At 42.7% G+C, this 20,541-nt stretch carries 19 protein-coding genes; 10 read left to right on the top strand and 9 right to left on the bottom strand.

The features are described from left to right. Positions 1–173 precede the first annotated feature (173 nt). The 4 genes from V7K46_RS17890 to V7K46_RS17875 all read left to right on the top strand — a co-directional run bounded on the left by V7K46_RS17890 (position 174) and on the right by V7K46_RS17875 (position 5,664). On the top strand, positions 174–3,173 hold the full coding sequence (locus V7K46_RS17890; RefSeq protein ID WP_335115392.1) for a peptidase domain-containing ABC transporter: 3,000 nt from the start codon (positions 174–176) through the stop codon (positions 3,171–3,173). 172 nt (positions 3,174–3,345) lie between these two features. Continuing rightward, a complete protein-coding gene (locus tag V7K46_RS17885) occupies positions 3,346–4,929 on the top strand; it encodes an HlyD family efflux transporter periplasmic adaptor subunit (RefSeq protein WP_335115390.1) in 1,584 nt (527 codons plus the stop codon). A gap of 42 nt (positions 4,930–4,971) precedes the next feature. Beyond that, on the top strand, positions 4,972–5,469 hold the full coding sequence (locus tag V7K46_RS17880; protein WP_335115388.1) for a DUF427 domain-containing protein: 498 nt from the start codon (positions 4,972–4,974) through the stop codon (positions 5,467–5,469). A 6-nt stretch (positions 5,470–5,475) separates the two neighbouring features. After that, complete coding sequence (locus V7K46_RS17875; protein WP_335115386.1) at positions 5,476–5,664, top strand: hypothetical protein; 189 nt, start codon at positions 5,476–5,478, stop codon at positions 5,662–5,664. Here the strand turns inward: V7K46_RS17875 and purQ are convergent. Then, positions 5,656–6,330 (bottom strand): phosphoribosylformylglycinamidine synthase subunit PurQ, encoded by a 675-nt coding sequence (gene purQ, locus V7K46_RS17870; protein WP_335115384.1) that lies wholly within the window; start codon positions 6,328–6,330, stop codon positions 5,656–5,658. The two genes, V7K46_RS17875 and purQ, sit on opposite strands and share 9 nt — an antisense overlap. 113 nt (positions 6,331–6,443) lie before the next feature. Further along, a complete protein-coding gene (gene purS / locus V7K46_RS17865) occupies positions 6,444–6,722 on the bottom strand; it encodes a phosphoribosylformylglycinamidine synthase subunit PurS (RefSeq protein ID WP_292720146.1) in 279 nt (92 codons plus the stop codon). 144 nt (positions 6,723–6,866) lie between these two features. Between purS and V7K46_RS17860 the strand changes: the two genes are divergently transcribed. Next, positions 6,867–7,271 carry a Fur family transcriptional regulator gene (locus V7K46_RS17860; protein ID WP_298912765.1) on the top strand — a complete coding sequence of 135 codons (405 nt, stop codon included), beginning with the start codon at positions 6,867–6,869 and terminating at the stop codon, positions 7,269–7,271. 134 nt (positions 7,272–7,405) lie between these two features. Here the strand turns inward: V7K46_RS17860 and V7K46_RS17855 are convergent, their stop codons facing one another. From V7K46_RS17855 to V7K46_RS17845, 3 genes are all read right to left on the bottom strand, one after another. Then, the gene (locus V7K46_RS17855) at positions 7,406–7,975 is read right to left on the bottom strand and encodes a Uma2 family endonuclease (RefSeq protein ID WP_335115382.1); all 570 of its coding nucleotides are present in this window, start codon (positions 7,973–7,975) and stop codon (positions 7,406–7,408) included. A 405-nt stretch (positions 7,976–8,380) separates the two neighbouring features. Further along, entirely contained in the window at positions 8,381–9,388 is a 1,008-nt protein-coding gene (locus V7K46_RS17850) for an SPFH domain-containing protein (RefSeq protein ID WP_335115380.1), read from the bottom strand. A 100-nt stretch (positions 9,389–9,488) separates the two neighbouring features. After that, a complete protein-coding gene (locus V7K46_RS17845; RefSeq protein WP_334956101.1) occupies positions 9,489–9,923 on the bottom strand; it encodes an NfeD family protein in 435 nt (144 codons plus the stop codon). A 233-nt stretch (positions 9,924–10,156) separates the two neighbouring features. On the opposite strand from V7K46_RS17845, the gene V7K46_RS17840 reads away from it, so the two are divergent. The 5 genes from V7K46_RS17840 (at position 10,157) to V7K46_RS17820 (ending at position 15,650) form a co-directional block, all read left to right on the top strand. Further along, positions 10,157–12,199 (top strand): protein phosphatase 2C domain-containing protein, encoded by a 2,043-nt coding sequence (locus V7K46_RS17840; protein ID WP_335115378.1) that lies wholly within the window; start codon positions 10,157–10,159, stop codon positions 12,197–12,199. 114 nt (positions 12,200–12,313) lie between these two features. Next, the gene (locus V7K46_RS17835; RefSeq protein ID WP_335115376.1) at positions 12,314–13,336 is read left to right on the top strand and encodes an isopenicillin N synthase family dioxygenase; all 1,023 of its coding nucleotides are present in this window, start codon (positions 12,314–12,316) and stop codon (positions 13,334–13,336) included. A gap of 43 nt (positions 13,337–13,379) precedes the next feature. After that, complete coding sequence (locus V7K46_RS17830) at positions 13,380–13,673, top strand: hypothetical protein (RefSeq protein ID WP_335115374.1); 294 nt, start codon at positions 13,380–13,382, stop codon at positions 13,671–13,673. Positions 13,674–14,057: 384 nt separating this feature from the next. Beyond that, on the top strand, positions 14,058–14,945 hold the full coding sequence (locus V7K46_RS17825) for an NAD(P)-dependent oxidoreductase (RefSeq protein ID WP_335115372.1): 888 nt from the start codon (positions 14,058–14,060) through the stop codon (positions 14,943–14,945). Between the two features lie 33 nt (positions 14,946–14,978). Then, complete coding sequence (locus tag V7K46_RS17820; protein ID WP_335115370.1) at positions 14,979–15,650, top strand: O-methyltransferase; 672 nt, start codon at positions 14,979–14,981, stop codon at positions 15,648–15,650. A gap of 460 nt (positions 15,651–16,110) precedes the next feature. On the opposite strand, the gene V7K46_RS17815 is transcribed toward V7K46_RS17820, so the two are convergent. The 4 genes from V7K46_RS17815 to V7K46_RS17800 all read right to left on the bottom strand — a co-directional run bounded on the left by V7K46_RS17815 (position 16,111) and on the right by V7K46_RS17800 (position 20,411). Then, positions 16,111–17,199 carry a sensor histidine kinase gene (locus V7K46_RS17815; protein ID WP_335115368.1) on the bottom strand — a complete coding sequence of 363 codons (1,089 nt, stop codon included), beginning with the start codon at positions 17,197–17,199 and terminating at the stop codon, positions 16,111–16,113. Between the two features lie 5 nt (positions 17,200–17,204). Next, positions 17,205–17,915 (bottom strand): response regulator transcription factor, encoded by a 711-nt coding sequence (locus V7K46_RS17810; RefSeq protein ID WP_273769498.1) that lies wholly within the window; start codon positions 17,913–17,915, stop codon positions 17,205–17,207. A 169-nt stretch (positions 17,916–18,084) separates the two neighbouring features. Continuing rightward, positions 18,085–18,780: a LabA-like NYN domain-containing protein gene (locus tag V7K46_RS17805; RefSeq protein WP_335115366.1), complete on the bottom strand. Its 696-nt coding sequence runs from the start codon at positions 18,778–18,780 to the stop codon at positions 18,085–18,087. Positions 18,781–19,331: 551 nt separating this feature from the next. Next, positions 19,332–20,411 (bottom strand): fatty acid desaturase, encoded by a 1,080-nt coding sequence (locus V7K46_RS17800; RefSeq protein ID WP_334971679.1) that lies wholly within the window; start codon positions 20,409–20,411, stop codon positions 19,332–19,334. Positions 20,412–20,541: the final 130 nt, after the last annotated feature.

Here is a 20,541-nt window from a genome sequence, read left to right as displayed (position 1 = left end):
AGGTCTGCAATTAGACGAATTTACCCTTTGTGCTTCTACATATTTAAGCACACTGAATGCCACAGAAGTATTGCTGCTACTGGCATAAAACCAAAAACTGCCACTGTTAGTAAAAGAGATAGTCCCTAATATTTTCGACTTTATTCCTCACTTTCACCTTCGACTTGTCTTATATGACTTATATTAAGAACGCTTTTCCCGAATTTATCACTACCTTAGAAGGGTTTGACCAATTACCAGATGAGGCGATCGCTAATCTATCAGAACAGCTGCAAGCCTGGCGCTATCGCATCGGTCAGAAAATTATTGGAAAAGAAAGTCTCCCGGAACGCATCACCATAATTTATGAGGGACAAGTGCGCCTGTTGGGATATGATCCCCACACGCAAATGCCAATCACCCTAAAATTACTCCAACCGGGGGAAATTATCGGCGAAATTGGTTTGTTGCGCGATATCGCCTGTGAGACAGCGATCGCCTCCACCGAAGTAGTATGTTTAACCTTGAGTGCAGAGGCATATTTTAGTTTTATCGCTTTATACCCAGCTTTTGCCGATGCTCGCAAGAACCGCAGTTATTTGGTGGAAGTTTTCGACATTCTCAGTTTCTATTGGAAACAGCAAGCGATCGCGACTTTAAATCTCAAAGAACTGGCAGAAAACGCCTTACCACATGCGAAAATTCATTACCTCCCTTCAGGGAAAACTTCATTCAACCAACTGGATAACGAAAGCGTCTGGTTTGTGAGTGGTGGTACAGTAACGAATTTCTCACCTGGCGATCGCTTAGAATCATACGATGACAGAGACAAGATCCAGGTTATAGGTCAAAACCCCGCCCGGTTGCTTGGTATACATCCGTCAGATTTGATGTTGGAAAATAGTCATCAGATAGTACTTGCGGTAAGTGACACCAAATCAGATAGCCAAGACGAACTAGATATTCCCTACGCGTCGGACGAAATAGTTCCACAGACAGCCCCCGATACCTCAAATAGTTCGTCAAAACTCAAATACCCGTTTTTTAGTGGTAAGGGAGAATTAAATACAGCCTTCGCCTGCTTCCAAATGATTGCGAAGCATTTAGAAATGCCGTTTCGTCGAGAAGTGGTTCGCCGCATTTTAACTGAGCAAGTCAAACGTCAGGGTAGTATATCGTTTCAAGTTACTGCTTACTTGGCAGAGTTAATCGGACTGAAGGCGCAATTGATAGAGCTACCAATCGCTTCAGTGACGCGCATCCCTACACCGGCATTGATTCGCTATGATGATAGTTTTGCCGTTTTATATGCAGCAGATGCAAATAGCATGGTTGTGGGTGTCCCATCCCAAGGAATTGTCCGCTGCAAACCCGCTCAATTGGTTGAACAATTAGATGTTGATCCAACCAACTTTCCGCCCAAAGTTAGAGTATTACTGCTCAGTGCTACCAAAGAAACACCTCAAGAGCGCTTTAGTTTACGGTGGTTTCTGCCCTATTTATCACGCTACCGTCGAGTCCTGATAGAGGTCTTTGTCGCTTCCTTTTTCGTGCAGTTGGCAGCGTTGGCAAATCCTCTGGTAGTCCAGTTAATTATCGACAAAGTTATCACTCAAAATAGTATTGGTACTCTACATATTTTGGGTGTTTTGCTATTAGTAGTCGGGATATTTGAAGCAGTGTTGACTACCTTACGAACCTACCTATTTGTCGATACTACCAATCGGATCGATATGGGTTTAGGGTCGGAAATCATCGACCACTTACTACGTCTACCGCTGCGCTACTTTGAACGCCGACCGGTGGGTGAACTTTCCACTCGGATCAACGAATTAGAAAATATCCGTCAATTCTTGACTGGTACTGCCTTAACAGTGGGGTTAGATGCTCTGTTTTCGGTGGTCTATATCGGTGTGATGCTGATCTACAGTTGGCAACTCACCTTGGTAGGCTTAAGCACGATTCCAGTGTTTGTGATTGTTATCTTAATTGCTTCTCCCACCATTAGCCGACAGTTACGTGGCAAAGCCGAACGCAACGCCGAAACTCAATCTTATTTAGTGGAGGTGATGTCAGGAATTCAAACAGTAAAAGCGCAAAACATCGAATTGCGATCGCGCTTTTCCTGGCAAGAGCGTTACGCTCGGTTTGTCGCCGCTGGTTTTAAAACCGTTGTGACTTCCACCCTCGCCAATTCCACCAGCAACTTTCTCAACAAACTCAGCAGCTTACTAGTTTTATGGGTAGGAGCTTATCTGGTACTCCAAGGAGATTTAACTTTAGGCGAATTAATTGCCTTTAGGATTATATCGGGTTACGTCACCAGCCCAATATTGCGCTTGGCTCAACTCTGGCAAAGCTTCCAAGAAACTGCATTATCTTTAGAACGTTTAAGCGATATTGTCGATACACCACAAGAAGGAGAAACAGACCGCTACAATATACCCTTGCCTACGATTAAGGGGGCAGTCAAATACGAAAATGTTTCCTTCCGCTTTGGCACAAGTGGCCCTTTACAACTTTCTAATGTCAACCTCGAATTTGCACCAGGGAAATTTGTCGGCATTGTCGGACAAAGTGGCTCTGGTAAAAGTACGATGATGAAGTTACTGCTCAGACTTTACGAAACCGAGTCCGGCAGAATTTTGATTGATGGTTATGATATTGCCAAAGTAGAACTTTATTCACTACGACGACAAATTGGCGTAGTTCCCCAAGAAACGTTATTATTTGACGGCAGCGTTCAGGAAAATATTGCCCTAACCAATCCCGATGCGACAACCGAAGAAATTATCGAAGCGGCTCAAGTTGCGTGCGCCCACGAGTTTGTGATGAACTTGCCCAACGGTTACAATACGCGGGTGGGAGAACGGGGTTCTGCACTTTCAGGTGGACAACGACAAAGAATTGCGATCGCCCGCTCTGTTTTACAACGACCAAAATTATTAGTTTTAGATGAAGCAACTAGCGCATTAGATTATCCCACAGAACGGCAAATATGTCTCAATTTAGCCAAAGCATTCAAGGGTGAAACAGTATTTTTTATTACCCACCGACTGAATACTGTGAGTAATGCAGATATGATCGTTGTGATGGATAATAGCAGGGTTATAGAACAAGGCAGCCATCACGAATTAATGGGAACTAAAGGTCATTATTATTACTTATATCAGCAACAAGATGTGAACTTGTAATTAGTCATGGCTGGGGGCATGGCATCAAAGGATTTTCAGTTTGACCAACATTCCATAGATGTAGCAATCAACGTAGATTAGGCACTGTCACAAATATCAAAATCTAGGTTCTCGGTATCGAGAAATACTGCCCACCCTACAAAAAATCCAAAATCTAAAATCCAAAATCGTTATGACTCAACTTAATGGGAATCACCTCAACGGCAATCAGAAAAACGGTAATCAGAAAAACGGAGTCAAGCAAGATTCACGGGTACTTACAAAACAACAGAAAGCTGCTCAAGAGCCATTAATTAACTCAAACACTCAGGAATTTGAGCAATCAGTTGTCTTGCGCCAATCTCCAATTTGGTCGCGGACAATTATGGTCACCCTAATGGGACTAGCCTGTTTTGCAATTGCTTGGGCTTATTTTGCAAAAATTGAGCAAGTAGTACCAGCAACAGGGCAATTAAAACCGCAAGGAACAGTCAAAGATGTTCAGGCTCCTGTTAGTGGAGTGGTAAAAACGGTTTATGTTAAAGATGGACAAGAGGTAAAGCCAGGAGATCCACTGCTGACTTTTGATTCCATCGCTTCTGTTGCTGAATTAAATTCTTTTTATAAAATTCGCCTTGCATTAATTAAAGAAAACCAGATTTATCGCCGATTGTTGGGTGCAAGTACCGCCACGGGGTCTGAACTGTTATATTTGCGCGGTAATTTGCCACAAGAAACTGCTTTTTTGCTGAAAAGTCGGGCAGCTTTAGTAGGAGAAAATGAATTATTACGGACTCAATTAAAAAATTCCGGTCAAGATTATGCGCTAGGTATTGATGAACAGCAACGTCTACGAGTTGCCAAAAGAGAATTAGATTCTCGGTCTGCGGCGGCAGAATTAGAAGTAGAAAAAACCAAAAAACAACTTAGTCAAAATAAATTTAAGCTGGAAGATAGTAAAGCTAGTTTAGCTATTCAAAAGCACGTTTTAGATAAGTTGAAGATATTAGCAGAAGAAGGTGGCATTTCTCAACTTCAGTATCTCAACCAGCAACAAGAAGTACAAAACCGCACGGCAGAAGTAGCACAATTAGGTGAGGAACACAAACGCCTCCAGTTTGATATAGAAAAAGGACGACAAGAGTTAAGCAATACAGTGGCTCTTTCTGATAAAAGCATTTTGGATAAGATAGCTGAGAACAAACAGCACATTGCCGAAATCGATAGCCAATTCATGAAAGTTGTACTGGATAATGAGCAGCATTTGGCAGATGTCAATAGTAAAATCTCTCAAGCACAGTTAAATGTTAAATATGAAGAACTCCGTGCGCCTGTAGCCGGAACAGTTTTCGATTTACAAGCAAAAAACCCTGGATTTGTAGCGACTCCGACTACAAAACTGCTGCAAATTGTCCCAACTGAAAACTATATAGCTGAAGTTTTCATCACTAACAAAGATATTGGTTTTGTGCGAAAAGGCATGAAGGTAGATGTCAGAATTGACTCCTTTCCTTACAGCGAATTTGGCGATATCAAAGGGGAAGTGATTGGCATAGGATCAGACGCATTACCGCCAGACCAAACACATCAGTTTTATAGATTTCCGGCAAAGCTTTCATTGGATAAACAATCCTTAGTAATTAAGGGTAAAAACGTTACCTTGCAATCAGGTATGTCCATCAGTGCCAATATAAAAGTCCGTGAAAACCGGACTGTGCTTAGTTTATTCACTGAGTTGTTTACCAAGCAAATTGATACTCTTAAAGAGGTACGTTAATTTGTTAATTTGGAAAAGTGATGTCTACAACGGACTGTGACGATGGTTAATTCTCAACGCATCGAACCCGCTCCCGGACAAGAATCAGTTTGGGATTACCCTCGTCCTCCTCGTCTGGAGGACACAAGTAAACATATCCAAATAATCTTTAACGGAGTAATAATTGCGGATACCCACAACGCCAAACGTGTTTTAGAAACTAGTCATCCTCCTTCTTACTACATTCCCCCTGCGGATATCAAAATGGAATATTTGCAGCTTGCACCGCAGTCTAGCTTTTGCGAGTGGAAGGGAAGTGCTGGTTACTACACAATCCGAGCTGGTGAAAAAGAAGTCCATAATGCTGCCTGGTTCTACCCTAACCCTACACCAGCGTTTGAAACTATGAAGGACTATGTAGCTTTTTACGCTCATATAATGGATAAATGCTACGTGAATGGCGAAGAGGTGCAACCACAACCAGGTAACTTCTACGGCGGTTGGGTTACCAGTGATATTGTTGGGCCATTCAAAGGCGCTCCTGGTACTTGGGGATGGTGAGGCAATTTGAGATTTTGCGTAAAGTCAGAGTGGCGGTTTTCTAAGACAGATTTTGGATTAACCAGATGCGATATTAACCCAAGTTGCCAGTTATTCATTCGAGCGATCGCTGTCTGTAGAAGAATCTTCATCTATCTTTCAGACAGCGATCGCTCTGTGGCCCAACATACTCACCCGATATTTGCTCTACGCTAATGCTGTTATTTTCTCCAGCAAGCCCTGAAATAACCTTAAGCCATCGCTACTCCCTAGCATCGCGTCTGACGCCCTTTCAGGGTGCGGCATTATTCCCAACACATTGCCCTGATGATCGCAAATGCCGGCAATGTTGTTCAATGAACCGTTAGGATTTTCCCCTTCATAGCGAAACACAACTTGCCCGTTATCTTCAATTTCTGCAAGAGTGGCTTTATCAGCGTAGAATCGCCCCTCTCCGTGGGCAATGGGCAAAGTAATGACTTCACCATTGGTATAAGCTTGCGTCCATGAGAGATTAGTCCGCTCAACTTTTAAGGGAACGCGATCGCAAATAAAATGTAAATCCCGATTTCTAGTCAACACCCCTGGCAAAAGTCCAGCTTCAGTTAATACCTGAAAACCATTGCAAATACCGAGGACAAACTTACCTTTTCGGGCGTGTTCCACAACCTGCTGCATCACAGGTGAAAACCGGGCGATCGCACCGCAGCGCAAATAATCTCCGTAACTAAAGCCACCAGGGATGATCACGACATCTAAATCAGCAATATCTGTTTCTTGATGCCAAACCATGCGAGTCGGTTGTAAGAGCAAATCTCTGGTTACATAAGCAACATCGCGATCGCAATTAGAACCTGGAAAAACAACAACACCAAATTTCATGATTAGTCAAGAGAGTGGGGAGTAGGGGGAGCAAGGGAGGCATGGGAGCAGGGGAGGCAGGGGGGGAAGAACTATTGATTCTTGACCAATGCCTCATGCCCAATGCCCAATCCCTAAAATACCCCAGTCTGTGTTTCGACCTCAATCAAATCAAAGCGGTAATTTTCAATTACGGGATTTGATAGCATTTGGTCACAAATGTTATCAAGGTCTTGACGGGCTTTCTTTTCATCAGTCGAGGTGATGGTGAGTTCAATGTACTTGCCAATCCGCACCTGGTCAACGTTCTCGTATCCCAGTTGCTTAAGACCGGATTGTACAGCCACACCAGCGGGGTCTAATACTGAAGGACGAAGCGTCACGAAAATTTTGGCTAAATACTTGGTTTGCACGGGCTTTTGCTGAATGCTGCGATCGCTATACTATAACTTTCTGTTCCAACTGAGTGAAAATAAGATTACGAAGCGGTTAAAGTTAATTGATCAATTAGCCCATCTAACAGCTTCAACTACAGTGGCATATTTAAATAATTGTCTATGAGAGCCATACGCACCCGCAGTCAAGAGCGTATTTTCAACCTCCTGAAAACCGTCAAAAAAGGCATTTCTGCCCAAGATATTTACGTAGAACTACGTAACACAAATCAGAGTATGGGTTTAGCAACAGTTTACCGCTCCCTAGAAGCCTTAAAACTAGAAGGCATGGTACAAGTGCGGAATTTAGCTAACGGTGAAGCCCTCTACAGCCTAGCACAGCAAGACAAACACCACCTTACTTGCTTGCAATGCGGTGTCTCAATTCCGATTAATCAATGCCCCGTTCATGACCTAGAAGACCAGTTAGAATCCAGCCATAAGTTTAAAGTTTTTTACCACACCCTAGAGTTTTTTGGGTTGTGCAGTCAATGCCAGGTAAATCAATCTACTGCTATTGGTCAATAGTTATACCAATTTTATGTGATGTTACACTTAATTTTCCCACAGACTAAAGTCCGGGGCTACCAGAACAAAGCCTGCTTAGGCAGGCTAATTATGTGCATTTTCATAAATAAATGGTATCAGTTAGTTGAACTTTTTTAAGCAAAATTCAACCAACTAAATACATTTGCAACTGTTAATTGCCAATTTTCCAAAACACTCAAAACGGGTAAAATATCTTGTTTTTCTTTTAATTCCGGTAATTTATTGGGTTCAAAAATCATGATTGACTCATCAGCCGAATCGAGTAACCAACCTAGCTTTGCTCCATTTTGAATAGAAAATGTAATTTTGCTGATAACTCGGTTGGGTGATTGTTCTGGTGAGAGAATTTCAATTATCCAATCCGGGGTAATTTCAAATTTATTTGTAATTCTTCCATTAGGAAGCAATGGAATTCTTTGCCATTCAAAAACTGCAATATCTGGTACTATTGAACGACCTTCAAATGTACAGCGTAATTCAGGAAAGACATAAGCAATTTTTTGCGGTTTAGCAATCTGATTAATAGCTGTAACTAAACTGCTTTGTAATGTACTGTGTTCTCCCTGTGGCATAGGTTTTTGGTATATTTGCCCGTTAAAATATTCGCTTGCTGGTTTGGTTTTTGGTAGTTTTAAGAACTCTTCTATACTTAATTGTGTGGTTGGCTGAATAGATAATGTCATAATTTACAACTTATCGAAACTTGATTATTTCATCACCAGAAGAATGCGATAAGTAGTGCGTAGGCGTAGCCCGTCGTAGACATCGCATTCCCCTGACTAGCCATTGTAATTTTATCAAATAGCCCGTTGTAGATATCGCACAACCAAAACCTGACATTACACAAGTGCGACGCGAAATAGTCCGTCGTAGATATCGCGCTAGCTTACCGTATCGCCTAAAATTTATCCCACATCTTCCACAATCGCATTGATTCCACAATTAGCAGAAGTGCGATCGCCTAAAATTTATTCCCATCTTTTTACAGCTATTTTCAGGTAAATAGACCACGCGGTAGGGGCGCAAGACCTTGCGCCCCTACGACAGATGTGGTTCAAATACTTGAATTCTGCTGTATTAGAAGAGGGTTAACTAGGGCGGTTATTTTCTAATCCTGGTATTTGCTTAGAAAACAATTCGTTAGAGTTAACCTGACCATCTGAAACGACAGAGCGTATACCCTCTAAGGCAGCAGGAATGGAGCGCGGATCTATAAAAATTACCTTACTGCTATCGCTTTTACCAATTGTCGCGCCCATATCGAGATAACCCAAGGCAAACAAAACTTCCACTGCTTTATTGGCATTGGGGTTATTGTGGAGCTTTTGGGCAATAATTTCTGATGACTCTGCGATCGCCTGTGCTTTTAGAACCTGCTGCTGACGTTCAGCTTGAGCTTTCAGAACGATCGCCTTTTGTTCAGCTTCAGCCTGCAAAATTACTGATTTTTGACGAGCTTCGGCATCTAAGATTTGCGCCTCAGCTTTACCTCTGGCGCTATTGACGGCAGCTTCGCGATCGCCCTCAGAAGTTAAAATTGCTGCCCGTTTGCGTCGTTCTGCCGACATTTGCAATTCCATCGATTCTCGCACTGCCTGAGACGGAATAATATCTCGCAGTTCTACCCGTGTTACTTTCACACCCCAAGGATCGGTAGCAACGTCCAAATCTCGTAACAAAAGTTCACTGATGTGGGAACGAGCAGTAAAGGTTTGATCCAACTCCAGTTGCCCCATTTCGGCGCGAATTTGAGTCAGCACCATGTTTACCATTGCCGACTGGAGATTTTCTACCTTATACCAGGCTTTTTCCATATCCACAATCCGCCAGTAAAACACTGCATCCACCTCAATACCAACGTTGTCACGGGTGATGCACTGTTGGGGAGGAATATCTAAAACTTTTTCACGGATAGTTCCTTGGTAAACAATTCTATCTACAAAAGGAATGACAAAATTTAGTCCTGGTTCCAGTTTTTTGTTATAACTACCCAATCTTTCCACCAAAGCTTCATTGCCCTGATTGACAACTTTTACAGACCCTGCTACTGCAGAACCACCAAGGGCTAAAAAGACTAGCAAAAAAAACTGTTCCATTGTGAATCTCCTGATTTTTAAGTATTAAATGTCAAAGAGAAGGGAGTGGGAGATGGGGAGATAAGGGGAATACCAATGCCCAATGTCCAATGCCCAATGCCTAAGAATTCAACAAATTTTCTGGTATCACAATCAAGGTAGTACCTTCTCTCCTGACCACATAAACTCTTTGATGGGGTGGTACGGTGAATTTGTCATCGTCACATCGTGCTTGCCAAGAATTTCCCTCATACAGCACCCGCCCTGTTTTCCCAGGCGGAATTTCTGTTAAGGTTTCAGCTATAACTGCATCCCGAATTTTAGATTTGCGTTGTCGCGGTTGCAAAAACCGACGGGAAAGCAAAACTAGTGTGGTGGAAAGCAACAGCCAAACTACAACTTGCAACCATACACTTCCCAAACCCACTCCAGACAGCAGCGCCACCACAAAAGCGCTAATTCCCATCATGAAGGCGACAAACGCCGATGGTAAGAACAATTCCATTAAACACAGAACTGCTCCTGCCAGAAGCCAGATTAAGGTAAAACTTGGCATAGCGCCATCCTAAACTTTACATTGACGTAAATGCATTTATACGATTAGATACACCCAGACGTAAGTTATTTACAGAAAGCAAAACTTGGTCTTTTTACCAATAATTTTGATTAATTTCAGTAACAAGGTGTAGCTAGCAGTACATTAATCCAGTCTATTCTAGCCTTCAAGTCATTGCTAGCTAAATGTAATCGAAATTCATGAGTTGATTGGTTTTTTAAATTTCTACCTTTATGATTTCTACTCAACTGATAATTTATTGTATAAATCCAGCCTGTAATAGCCCGATTAATCCTATAGGAGATAGTGTTTGTGCCAATTGCCAAACTCCCTTGGTTCACCGCTATCTTTGGGCTACTGGCTCATTGTCTGCTCAAATTCCACCAGGCACAAAGGTAGCAGATAGATACGAGGTAATTAGTCCTCAGATTTGGCTGGATACTCAACCGGGACTTTCGCCAGATGCACCTGAAGAATTGCCAAAGGAAGTAATTCCTTATCTACGATTATATCAAGAACGGTTACACCTGCCTCAGGCTTATGGGTTTGCTAGTTACCTTGAGGGAGATACAAGTGATATCCTCTTATTGGAAAATGTGCCGATAAATGAGATCGGAAATATCTATCCAACTATTGTTGAGGCATGGGAGCAAGCAACGGCAGTACGACAAGTTTATTGGCTGTGGCAAATTCTCCAACTTTGGACACCTTTATCAGAATTGGGACTTAGCGGCAGTTTACTGGTAGTAGACAACTTGAGAGTCCAAGGTTGGTGTGTGCGGCTGTTGGAACTCTACCAAACACCAGCAGATGAGAAGCTGAGTTTACAGAATCTGGGGCAGTGTTGGCAGTTTTGGGTAGCGTCTGCAAAGGCATCAGTAGCCAAAGGGTTACAGAACATAGTTCAGCAGATGTGTGAAACTGAGGTTGAGTTAGAAGCTATTAATATTCAACTCAATAATTTACTACTAGCATCGGCGGCAGAATTGCCATTAGTCTTGAAGGTGGCAGGCTCTACAGATATTGGCCCATTGATGGTGCAAAATGAAGACGCTTGCTACCCCGATACTTTAGGTGACTTAGATGAACCTTTATTGCCGCAGTTATCGATTGTTTGCGATGGCATTGGCGGACACGAGGGCGGCGAGGTTGCCAGTAAGTTGGCAGTGCAGTCTGTAAAGTTGCAAATTCGCGCTTTCCTAACGGAGGTAACAGAACAAACCGTACTTGTACCACCAGAGTTGTTGCAGGAACAACTAGAAGCAAGCTTACGGGTGATAAATAATGTGATTTGTGCCCGTAATAACGAACAAAAACGCCAAGGCAGAGAACGCATGGCTACAACCATAGTAATGGCGTTGCAAGTTCCACAACGAGTGCAGACGAGTACTGGGTGGCAATCAAATAATACCCATGAACTTTACTTAGCTAATGTTGGTGATAGCCGTGCCTATTGGATTACTCGCAATTATTGTCAGCTACTGACAGTAGATGATGATGTCACAACGCGGGAAGTCCGCTTTGCTAAAAGCTTGTATCGAAAGGCACTTCTTAGACCAGATGCTAGTGCCTTAACTCAAGCATTGGGGACAAGAGATGCAGAATCTTTGCGTCTCAAGGTTCAGCGATTCATTGTGGAAGAAGATGGCATCTTGCTACTGTGTTCTGATGGTTTAAGTGATAATAACTGCGTGGAACAATCTTGGCAGGATTATGCTAAACCCGTGTTAACTGGTCAACTGACAGTTGAAGATGCTGTTCGCAACTGGATTAACCTGGCAAACGAAAAAAATGGGCGTGATAATACGTCAGTTGTTCTCACCTATTGCCGTGTCTCCCCAGAATACTTAGTACCTGTGACTCCGGCGTTGCCAGAAGAGATTATAGAAGCAGAAATACAAGAAGAACTACAAGAACCAATTTCCTTCACAGAAAGTTCGCGATCGCTGCTAGATTTGGATCTGGATTTGGATCTTCCAGAAGAACCACTTATAACCCCAGAAAGTTCGCGATCGCTGCTAGATTTGGATCTCGATTTGGATCTAGATTTGGATCTTCCAGAAGAACCACTTATAACCCCAGAAATTCCACCAACGTTAATTACAAAACCTAATCGGGGTAAACGCTTAGTAATGCTGGGGGGGGTATTGGCGTTGCTTGTGGGGGGTACAAGTCTGGGATTATTTGCTTGGTGGCAATTTAATCCTCAAGGATTCCAGCAAATATGTCGGCAACTTCCCCAAAGAGGGCAGCAACTTTGTCCGCCTGGGAAGTAGCAAATAGGACTCCAACTCAACACTCAGCACTCCACTTAACTACTCACCGTCGAAGATTACTGATGTGAAAAGACAAATAGTCTGGAGCCAAGAATATATATTGCTAAGGTGAACATGAAAAACTTGCAAGTTGTGGATAAAAGGTTTTCATCCGTCCCGATTATTGATATCAGCGCCTTGATTTCTGGAAAAGGCGATCGCTATTCCATCGGATCTCAAATCAAACAAGCGTGTCGAGAATCAGGGTTTTTCTATATTATCGGACATGGTGTAGACGAAAGTTTGCAGCAGCGACTTGAAGAACTCAGCCGCCAGTTTTTCGCCCAGGATTTGCAAACTAAATTTAAAATCCGCATGGCTTTGGCAGGTATTGCATGGCGAGGTTATTTCCCCGTTGGTGGCGAACTGACATCCGGTAAACCCGACTTGAAAGAAGGTATTTATTTTGGCGCTCAATTGCCAGAAGAACACCCACTAGTGCAAGCTGGTACTCCTATGCATGGTTCCAACCTTTTCCCCGCCAACATCCCCCAATTTGGCGAAACAGTGCTTGAATATATGGAGGCGATGACAAACTTGGGACACACTCTGATGATTGGTATAGCCCTGAGTTTGGGATTGGAAGAATCCTACTTTGCTGACCGTTACACTTGTGATCCCCTAGTGCTATTTCGCATCTTCAACTATCCTCCTCATTTATCACCGTCAGCTGGTAAACCGATATGGGGCGTTGGCGAACATACTGATTATGGCGTTCTGACCATTCTTAAGCAGGACAACTTAAGCGGATTAGAGATTAAATCCAAGTCAAGTTGGGTTGCTGCGCCTCCCGTTCCTGGTTCCTTTGTCTGCAACATCGGCGATATGCTAGAGAAAATGACAGGAGGTTTGTATCGTTCTACACCTCATCGTGTGCAAAATCAGTCCCAAAATCATCGTCTTTCGTTCCCCTTCTTTTTCGATCCCAATTTCGATGTGGAAGTCAAGCCGATTCAACTAGATAAAATAGTAGCGAATAATGATGCAAGCGATCGCTGGGATAAGGCTAACGTTCATGATTTTCGCGGAACTTATGGTGATTATGTGTTAAGTAAGGTGTCTAAGGTTTTTCCAGAGTTGCGGCGATCGGTATTATAGGGTTTCAACCTTTTCTTCTTTAACTCTTAAATTCGGACGGTCGTTGATTGAATTCGGACGGTCGTTGATTGAATTCGGACGGTCGTTGATTGAATTCGGACGGTCGTTGATTAAATTCGGACAGTCGTTGATTAAATTCGGCCAGTGGTTGATTGAATTCGGACGGTCGTTAATTGAATTTGGACAGTCGTTGATTAAATTCGGCCAGTGGTTGATTGAATTCGGACAATCGTTGATTGAATTTGGACAGTGGTTGATTGAATTTGGACAAACACCAATAATTTACATAAATTTGTTTGATATTTTTGTAGTAAATAATTCAAATTTTACTAAATAATGCGGGTGTCAAGTAACCCCAATTCTGTCTATTCTAATGCTGTACAGTTCAGGATTGCATATGTTTTTCTTAACTCACGAGAATCTCGACGTTCTGCAATCAAATCGTCTAATTCCGCGATCGCGGCAACCATTTCCTCCGGTAGTATCGCACAAAGTGCTGTTGACTCTGTTGACTCTTACTATGATACTCTCGTCGTTAATCTGGTAAATTGGAAATATTGACTTATCATTGTTCTCAGTTAGACTTGTACACCCACCAGTAGTTTCTCCTACTTCTGTTCAAAACTAAAATAGGAGTCCTATATATCAACTTATCGTAGTTTATTGACGACTCAATTACCTGAATGAACTTGTTAGCCACAAAGTAAATATAAAACTTTCCATGCCTATCCAAACTATTGGTATTTTAAGTCCGGGTGATATGGGACAGGCGATCGCAGCTGTTCTGAATCAAAATGGATTGAAAACTATTGCTGCTCTAGACAATCGCAGTGAACGAACTCGGCAATTAGCAGCCGCAGCCAACATCCAAGATGTGGGTTCCCTGACGCAACTGGTAATTGAATCTAATTTAATTTTGTCAGTTCTAGTCCCAGCAGCAGCGACTGAAGCAGCAAAGCAGGTTGCTGAGGTGATCAGCAATGTTGGTAAACAGATTCTCTACGTTGACTGTAATGCGATCGCACCCCAAAAAGTCATAAATATCGCCAAACTCATCGAATCAGTTGGCGGAACATTCGTAGATGCATCAATCATTGGCCCACCACCGCGAGTTCCCAATCGTACCCGCATATATACTTCAGGAAAACAAGCAAGTCAACTCCAACAACTGCAAGATTATGGCTTGGATGTGCGGGTGATTGGTGATGAAATTGGTCAGGCTTCCGGGTTGAAAATGTCCTATGCAGCCCTGACAAAAGGACTTACAGCAATTAGCACAGAATTACTAATTGCAGCCCATCGTTTAGGCTTGGATAAGGAACTATGGGATGAAGTGTCTAGTAGCCAAAAGGAACTTGCTAGCATATTAACCCGTTCGATTCCATCGATGACACCAAAAGCGCATCGTTGGGTAGGAGAAATGGAAGAGATTGCAGAAACATTTAAAGAGTTAGGTCTGACTGAGCGGATTTTTTACGGAGCAGCTGATGTTTACCGTTTGGTGAAAGAAACCTCTTTGGGTAAGGAAACACCAGAAGAATGCGATCGCGATCGTTCATTGAATGAAATTATTACAATCCTCTCCAATGAAGCAATTTCTGACACATAATTAAGACTATTTTATTGCGGGTTGAGATATGGGATGACTCAGGAACAATGGACTGCGGTTGACGCTTACTTTACCGATCTGCTTGTGCCGCCTGACCCCGCGCTGGATGCGGCTCTCCAGACTAGCGCTGCGGCCGGACTGCCACCGCACAATGTTTCGCCGAATCAGGGCAAGCTGCTGCTGCTGTTGGCACAAATCCAAGGGGCGCAAACCATCCTGGAGATTGGCACGCTGGGCGGTTACAGTACTATCTGGCTGGCGCGGGCGCTACCCAGCAACGGCCGTCTGATCACGCTGGAGGCTAACCCAAAGCACGCCGAAGTCGCCCGTGTCAACATCGCCCGCGCTGGTCTGGCCGATATCGTTGACCTGCGCCTCGGACAGGCACTCTTTACGCTGCCACAGATTGCCGCCGAGGGTCACAGTCCATTTGACCTGATCTTCATTGATGCCGACAAGCCAAACAATCCAGATTACTTCACATGGGCGCTCAAGCTTTCCCGTCGCGGTAGCTTGATCATCGCCGATAATGTCGTGCGTAACGGAGCGGTGGTTGATCAAAGCAGCAGCGATCCTAGCATCCAGGGGGTGCGTCGCTTCAACGAACTGCTTGCCTCTGAGCCGCGCGTCAGCGCCACGGCAATCCAGACTGTGGGTAGCAAAGGATACGACGGCTTTGCGATCGCGATCGTCACTGCTGACTAATAAGGCATTGAGCCAAGATCCGTAAATCAAATAATAGCAACAGATTGTTATTTGCTCAGTCTTAGGAACGATTTTGAGGGAACAGGTAAGCGATCGCAGCGTAACCCGAAATACTGACTAAACTAATCAAAAAAGCAGCCAGAACAAAAGTAGACATACAGAATTCTACCCAAATGCCAAATTAACGTTATATTCTATACAATTTCAAAATCTCCACACCCATCAAAAAATAAGATTTTGGATTAATCCGCTAAGGCTTTGGCTTGCTCCTCCCTAACCCTTCTTAAAAGGAGGGAATTAGAGCCAGCCTTTTTAAGAGAGTTTGGGGGATCTTCCTGGGCAAAATATCACCAACACCAAGCGGATTGAATTTTGGATACTTTCAACCTAGCAATTGCGTATGACACAACAGTGACTACCTTGTGTCAATCCCTTGTATCTCAAGCATTTTCACTAAATCTTAAGCCAAAGGCAGAAAAAACCGAAACGTACTGCCAATTCCCAACTCGCTTTCTACCTGAATCTGACCGCCTTGTAGTTCAATCAAACGACGGGAAATAGTTAAGCCAATACCAGTGCCTCCTGAATGGCGATCGCGCGATTGGTCAGCTCGCCAGAAGCGCTCAAATACATGGGGCAAATTTTCTGGAACGATACCAATACCTGTATCGATAACCGCAATCCAGAGTTGAGATCCTTCAGTCCCAGCCCGAATCGTAATTAAACCTTCATTAGTATAATGCACTGCATTACCTAGCAGATTAACCAACACCTGTTCTGTACGGTCAATATCCGCCAATACAGGAGGCAGCACAGATGGACATTCTAAAAGCAGAACTGGCCCATCTTCCAACAGCTGGTCACTAAATTTCTCCACTAATGACTCTAACAACGGACGCAGATTTACCCGTTGTATATTAATTGGCAAATAACCAGCTTCTGCCTTAGAGAGTTCTTGTAAATCGTTCACCAAGCGCTCTAAACGCTTAGTTTCTCTAGCTAAACGCCGATAAATCTCAGGAGACGCTTCAATTTCCCCATCAGCCAGTTCTTCCAAGTAACCACGGACAACTGTTAACGGTGTCCGTAGTTCATGGGTCATGTCTCCAATCACTTCTCGCCGCCGCACTTCCACCCCTTCTAAACTGGCTGCCATCCGGTTGAAACTAGCACCAAGTCCATTAAGTTCTGGAATGTCAGACATCGGTAGTCGTGCATCCATCTGACCAGCAGCAAATTTTTGGGTGATTTGTTCCATTTCTGTCAAGCGCTGCATAATCCGTCTAGACACCCAGTAACTTAATCCTCCAGCAGCGGTAGTCCCGACTAAGACTGACCAAATTGTGCTTCGCTGCCAAGCCAGTTCAAATCCTGTAACCAATTCAGTGCGGACATCGATTAAGTCGAACCCCTGATTTTCTAATCGTTCCAAATGCAAGACAAACAAGCGGGGGGAAGAGATTTTGCTGATACTCACCAAACTAGCTACCCCCACGATCATTACTACTAAGTGGGAGAAAAATAGCCGCCCTCTCAGCCCCATCTTCATAATATTTACGCTACCAGGGGATCTTCAAATTTATAGCCTACCCCAACAACAGTTTTAATAAAAGTGGGAGTTGCCGGATCAGGCTCAATCTTTTTTCGCAACCGAGCTACATGAGTATCTACCACTCGTTCATCGCCAAAAAAATTATCTCCCCAAAGTTTATCAATTAGTTGAGTGCGGTTCCAAACTCTACCAGGATTACTGACAAAGGTAGTTAGCAAGTTAAATTCTAGGGTAGTTAAATCCAAAATTTCAACCTCCTGAGAATTTATCTGACGACTGGCAGTGCGCTGGTCTACATCTACGATAAAGTGTTGGGTACGATTGACTTGATGTTGTCCCCCTTGGCGGAGGCTACGCCGTAATAGTGCCCGCACCCTAGCTACCAATTCTCTGGGGCTAAAGGGTTTTATCATATAATCATCAGCACCAGTAGACAGACCAATGACGCGATCGATTTCTTCACCCTTAGCCGTAAGCATCAAAATGTAAGGATCTTTTGCACCTGGTTTCTGGCGAATTCTGGCACAAACTTCCAACCCATCCAAACCAGGAATCATTAAATCTAGAATGATTAAATCAGGTGGTTGCTCCTGAAACATCCGTAAAGCATTCATGCCATCGCGGCTAATCCGACAAAAAAATCCTTCTTTTTCTAAAGATAGTTCGATTAAATGAGCAATTTCTGGTTCATCTTCAACTATTAAAATATCCATTTCAATTAACAAGACTTGGGGTAGACAAATGGATTTTGACCCTTGTTTAAAGTAGGCATTTGGGGACTGGCACGGGTATGGATGGGGATTCAAGCCCCACCCAACCTAATAAACCTTCTAGAGGCTTGCAATAGCTCAGTGTAGATTTAAAGAGATTTGAAATCAGGTTTTAAAGGTTTGAATTTGACGGCGTGCGATAACTATAGCCAAGATTAGAATCTTTTTGAATGTGTGCTTTAATACTATCGAGGTCAATGAAGCAGTCAGCAACATCAATCAAGCTTTCACTAGTGGTCGTTTGCAGGCTGACCACTTCCACCCTAACCCCCATTCTGCTGACAGCGTTCACAGCATATGCTAAATCTCCATCTCCACTGACTAAAACCGCAGTATCATAGTAAGGAGCTAAAGTTATCATGTCTACAGCAATTTCTACGTTCAGATTTGATTTTTTTAAATTCTCTGCTGGCACAATGAGTTCTTTTGCCACTACACGATAGCCATTACGACGCATCCACAATAGAAAACCCTGTTGCTTTTCATTATTGATATCAACCCCAGTATAAAAGAAAGCACGCAACAGTCTTGAACCGTTGGTTAAACGACAAAGCAATTTAACGTAGTCAATTTCTATGCCCAGTTGTAAAGCTGTATGAAATAGGCTTAAGCCATCAATAAAAATAGCAACTCGACCACGATTCAAACTATTGATAATCAAACTATCAGGTGCAGTATCTTGCATCTTAGTATCTTTACTTTTGACAACAGTATCGCTCAAATTCTGTCCTTGCCAATGTGGTTTAGCTTTGAGTACTTTAGTTTCCTTAAATTCATTTGTTTGTTTGCTAAAATTATTTATAATCATTGATACCTCTGATTTTAAAGCTGGAAAGAGTTTTGGGTAAATTGTCTATAGTATAGTCTGTGCTGATTTATAACCCTAGCAGGTAATGATCTGAAGTCACTACATGCAGATAAACTTAACTGACGCTAAACAGAATCAAAAGTACACAGCCCAAGGGTTTTTCACTGTGAACAGGGTTGGTTTGACGAAACATTGCATCTGCCCACAGATATGTTAATCTTTACCCACTGAGACAGCAAGAGTTTGGAGAAAATAAATCTTCCTGTAAGGGTAGGGCAAGAATCCGCGAACGTCATCTATCTATTTTATTTTACCGCAGGGTAAGGAAGCTCAAATACTGACAAAAGCTAGAAGCATTAATAATGTAATATGCGATGCCTGCGGCGGGCTACGCCAACGCCCCTCAAAAGCTAAGTTTATTTAAGGTAATCTTTAATGCAATTCTTATAAAAGTTTATCTTAATCAGGGAGTGATCAACGGTCAATAGTCAGAAAACACTGACGAAAATACCAGATTCCCGACTTCTTTAAAGAAGTCGGGAATCTGAGTCTTAGCCTTTAGCTAACTTATTATTGGATGTATAGTAAACTTTACTACCAGTATCAGGGACAAAATGGCAGCTGATACATGAATTCCATAATGACTTCCAAATTGGTTCTTCCGATTTGTGAAAATACTCACCCATTACTGGTTTTATTGCCTCAGTTGCCTTCAGCAAATTGTAGTGAGGGATATTAAGGAATATATGGTGAGCAACATGAGTACCGATATCATGATGGATATGATTGATCAAACCATAGTTACGGTCAATGCTAGAAATCGCACCTTTCAAGAAAGTCCAATCTTCTCCACGATACCAGGGAAGGTCTGGCTCAGTATGGTGCAAGAATGTTACCAAATCTAGCCAAATTATGAACACAAGGTAGGGCACGGCGTAATATTTCAGCAACCACATCCAACCCCATTGGTAGGTCAGAAAACCCAACAAACCTACCATACCAATCAAAAGTACAGTACTAGTGATGACATCCAATTTTTCCGATGGTTTGAAAAGCGAACTGCTGGGCAAAAAGTGAGAGCCTTCTTTATTAGGAGAACGCTTAAACAGATATACAGGATAAGCCAATAGAAAAACATAATATCTGCCTATCTTTTGTGCTAAAGGCATCTCCTTGTATTCTGATTCCGTCACAGGATACCAGCTTTCATCGTTATCGATATTGCCAGTATTTTTATGATGGGTTCTGTGACTAATCCGCCAACCATGATAAGGAACAAGTATTGGTGTGTGAGAAAGATGTCCAATCAAATCATTGAGCCATTTATGCTTGGAAAAAGATTGGTGTCCGCAGTCATGTCCGACTACAAACAAAGCCCAAAACATTGTTCCTTGCATTAACCAAAAAATTGGGAAGAAAAGCCAAGAATCCAGGTAATGAGCAACTGCATAAAGCAGACCGATAATCAAGATATCACGAAAGAAGTAAAAAAGTGATTTTATCACATTGGGCTGAAAGCATTCAGCAGGAATTGCAGCTTTTAAATTCTGAAGAGTGAAAGGTAATTTAGTCGTATCTTCAGATATTTCGCAGGCAGGAGGATTGTTGAACGTGATGATATTTGATTGCACTGGATTCTTTTGATTGGATATAAATCGGAACTTTATTTGAGACAAGATAATCTCACTTCTAGGATGCCCACGAAACTAGCGATCGCTAACATCAAGAGGATAAATTCTGGCAATTTAGCTAAAATTTTAG

The sequence above is a fragment of the Nostoc sp. genome (assembly GCF_036917395.1).
In the GTDB taxonomy this organism is placed as follows: domain Bacteria; phylum Cyanobacteriota; class Cyanobacteriia; order Cyanobacteriales; family Nostocaceae; genus Nostoc.
Note: the sequence above shows the minus strand (reverse complement) of the source record. Positions and strands in the feature narration are given on the sequence as shown.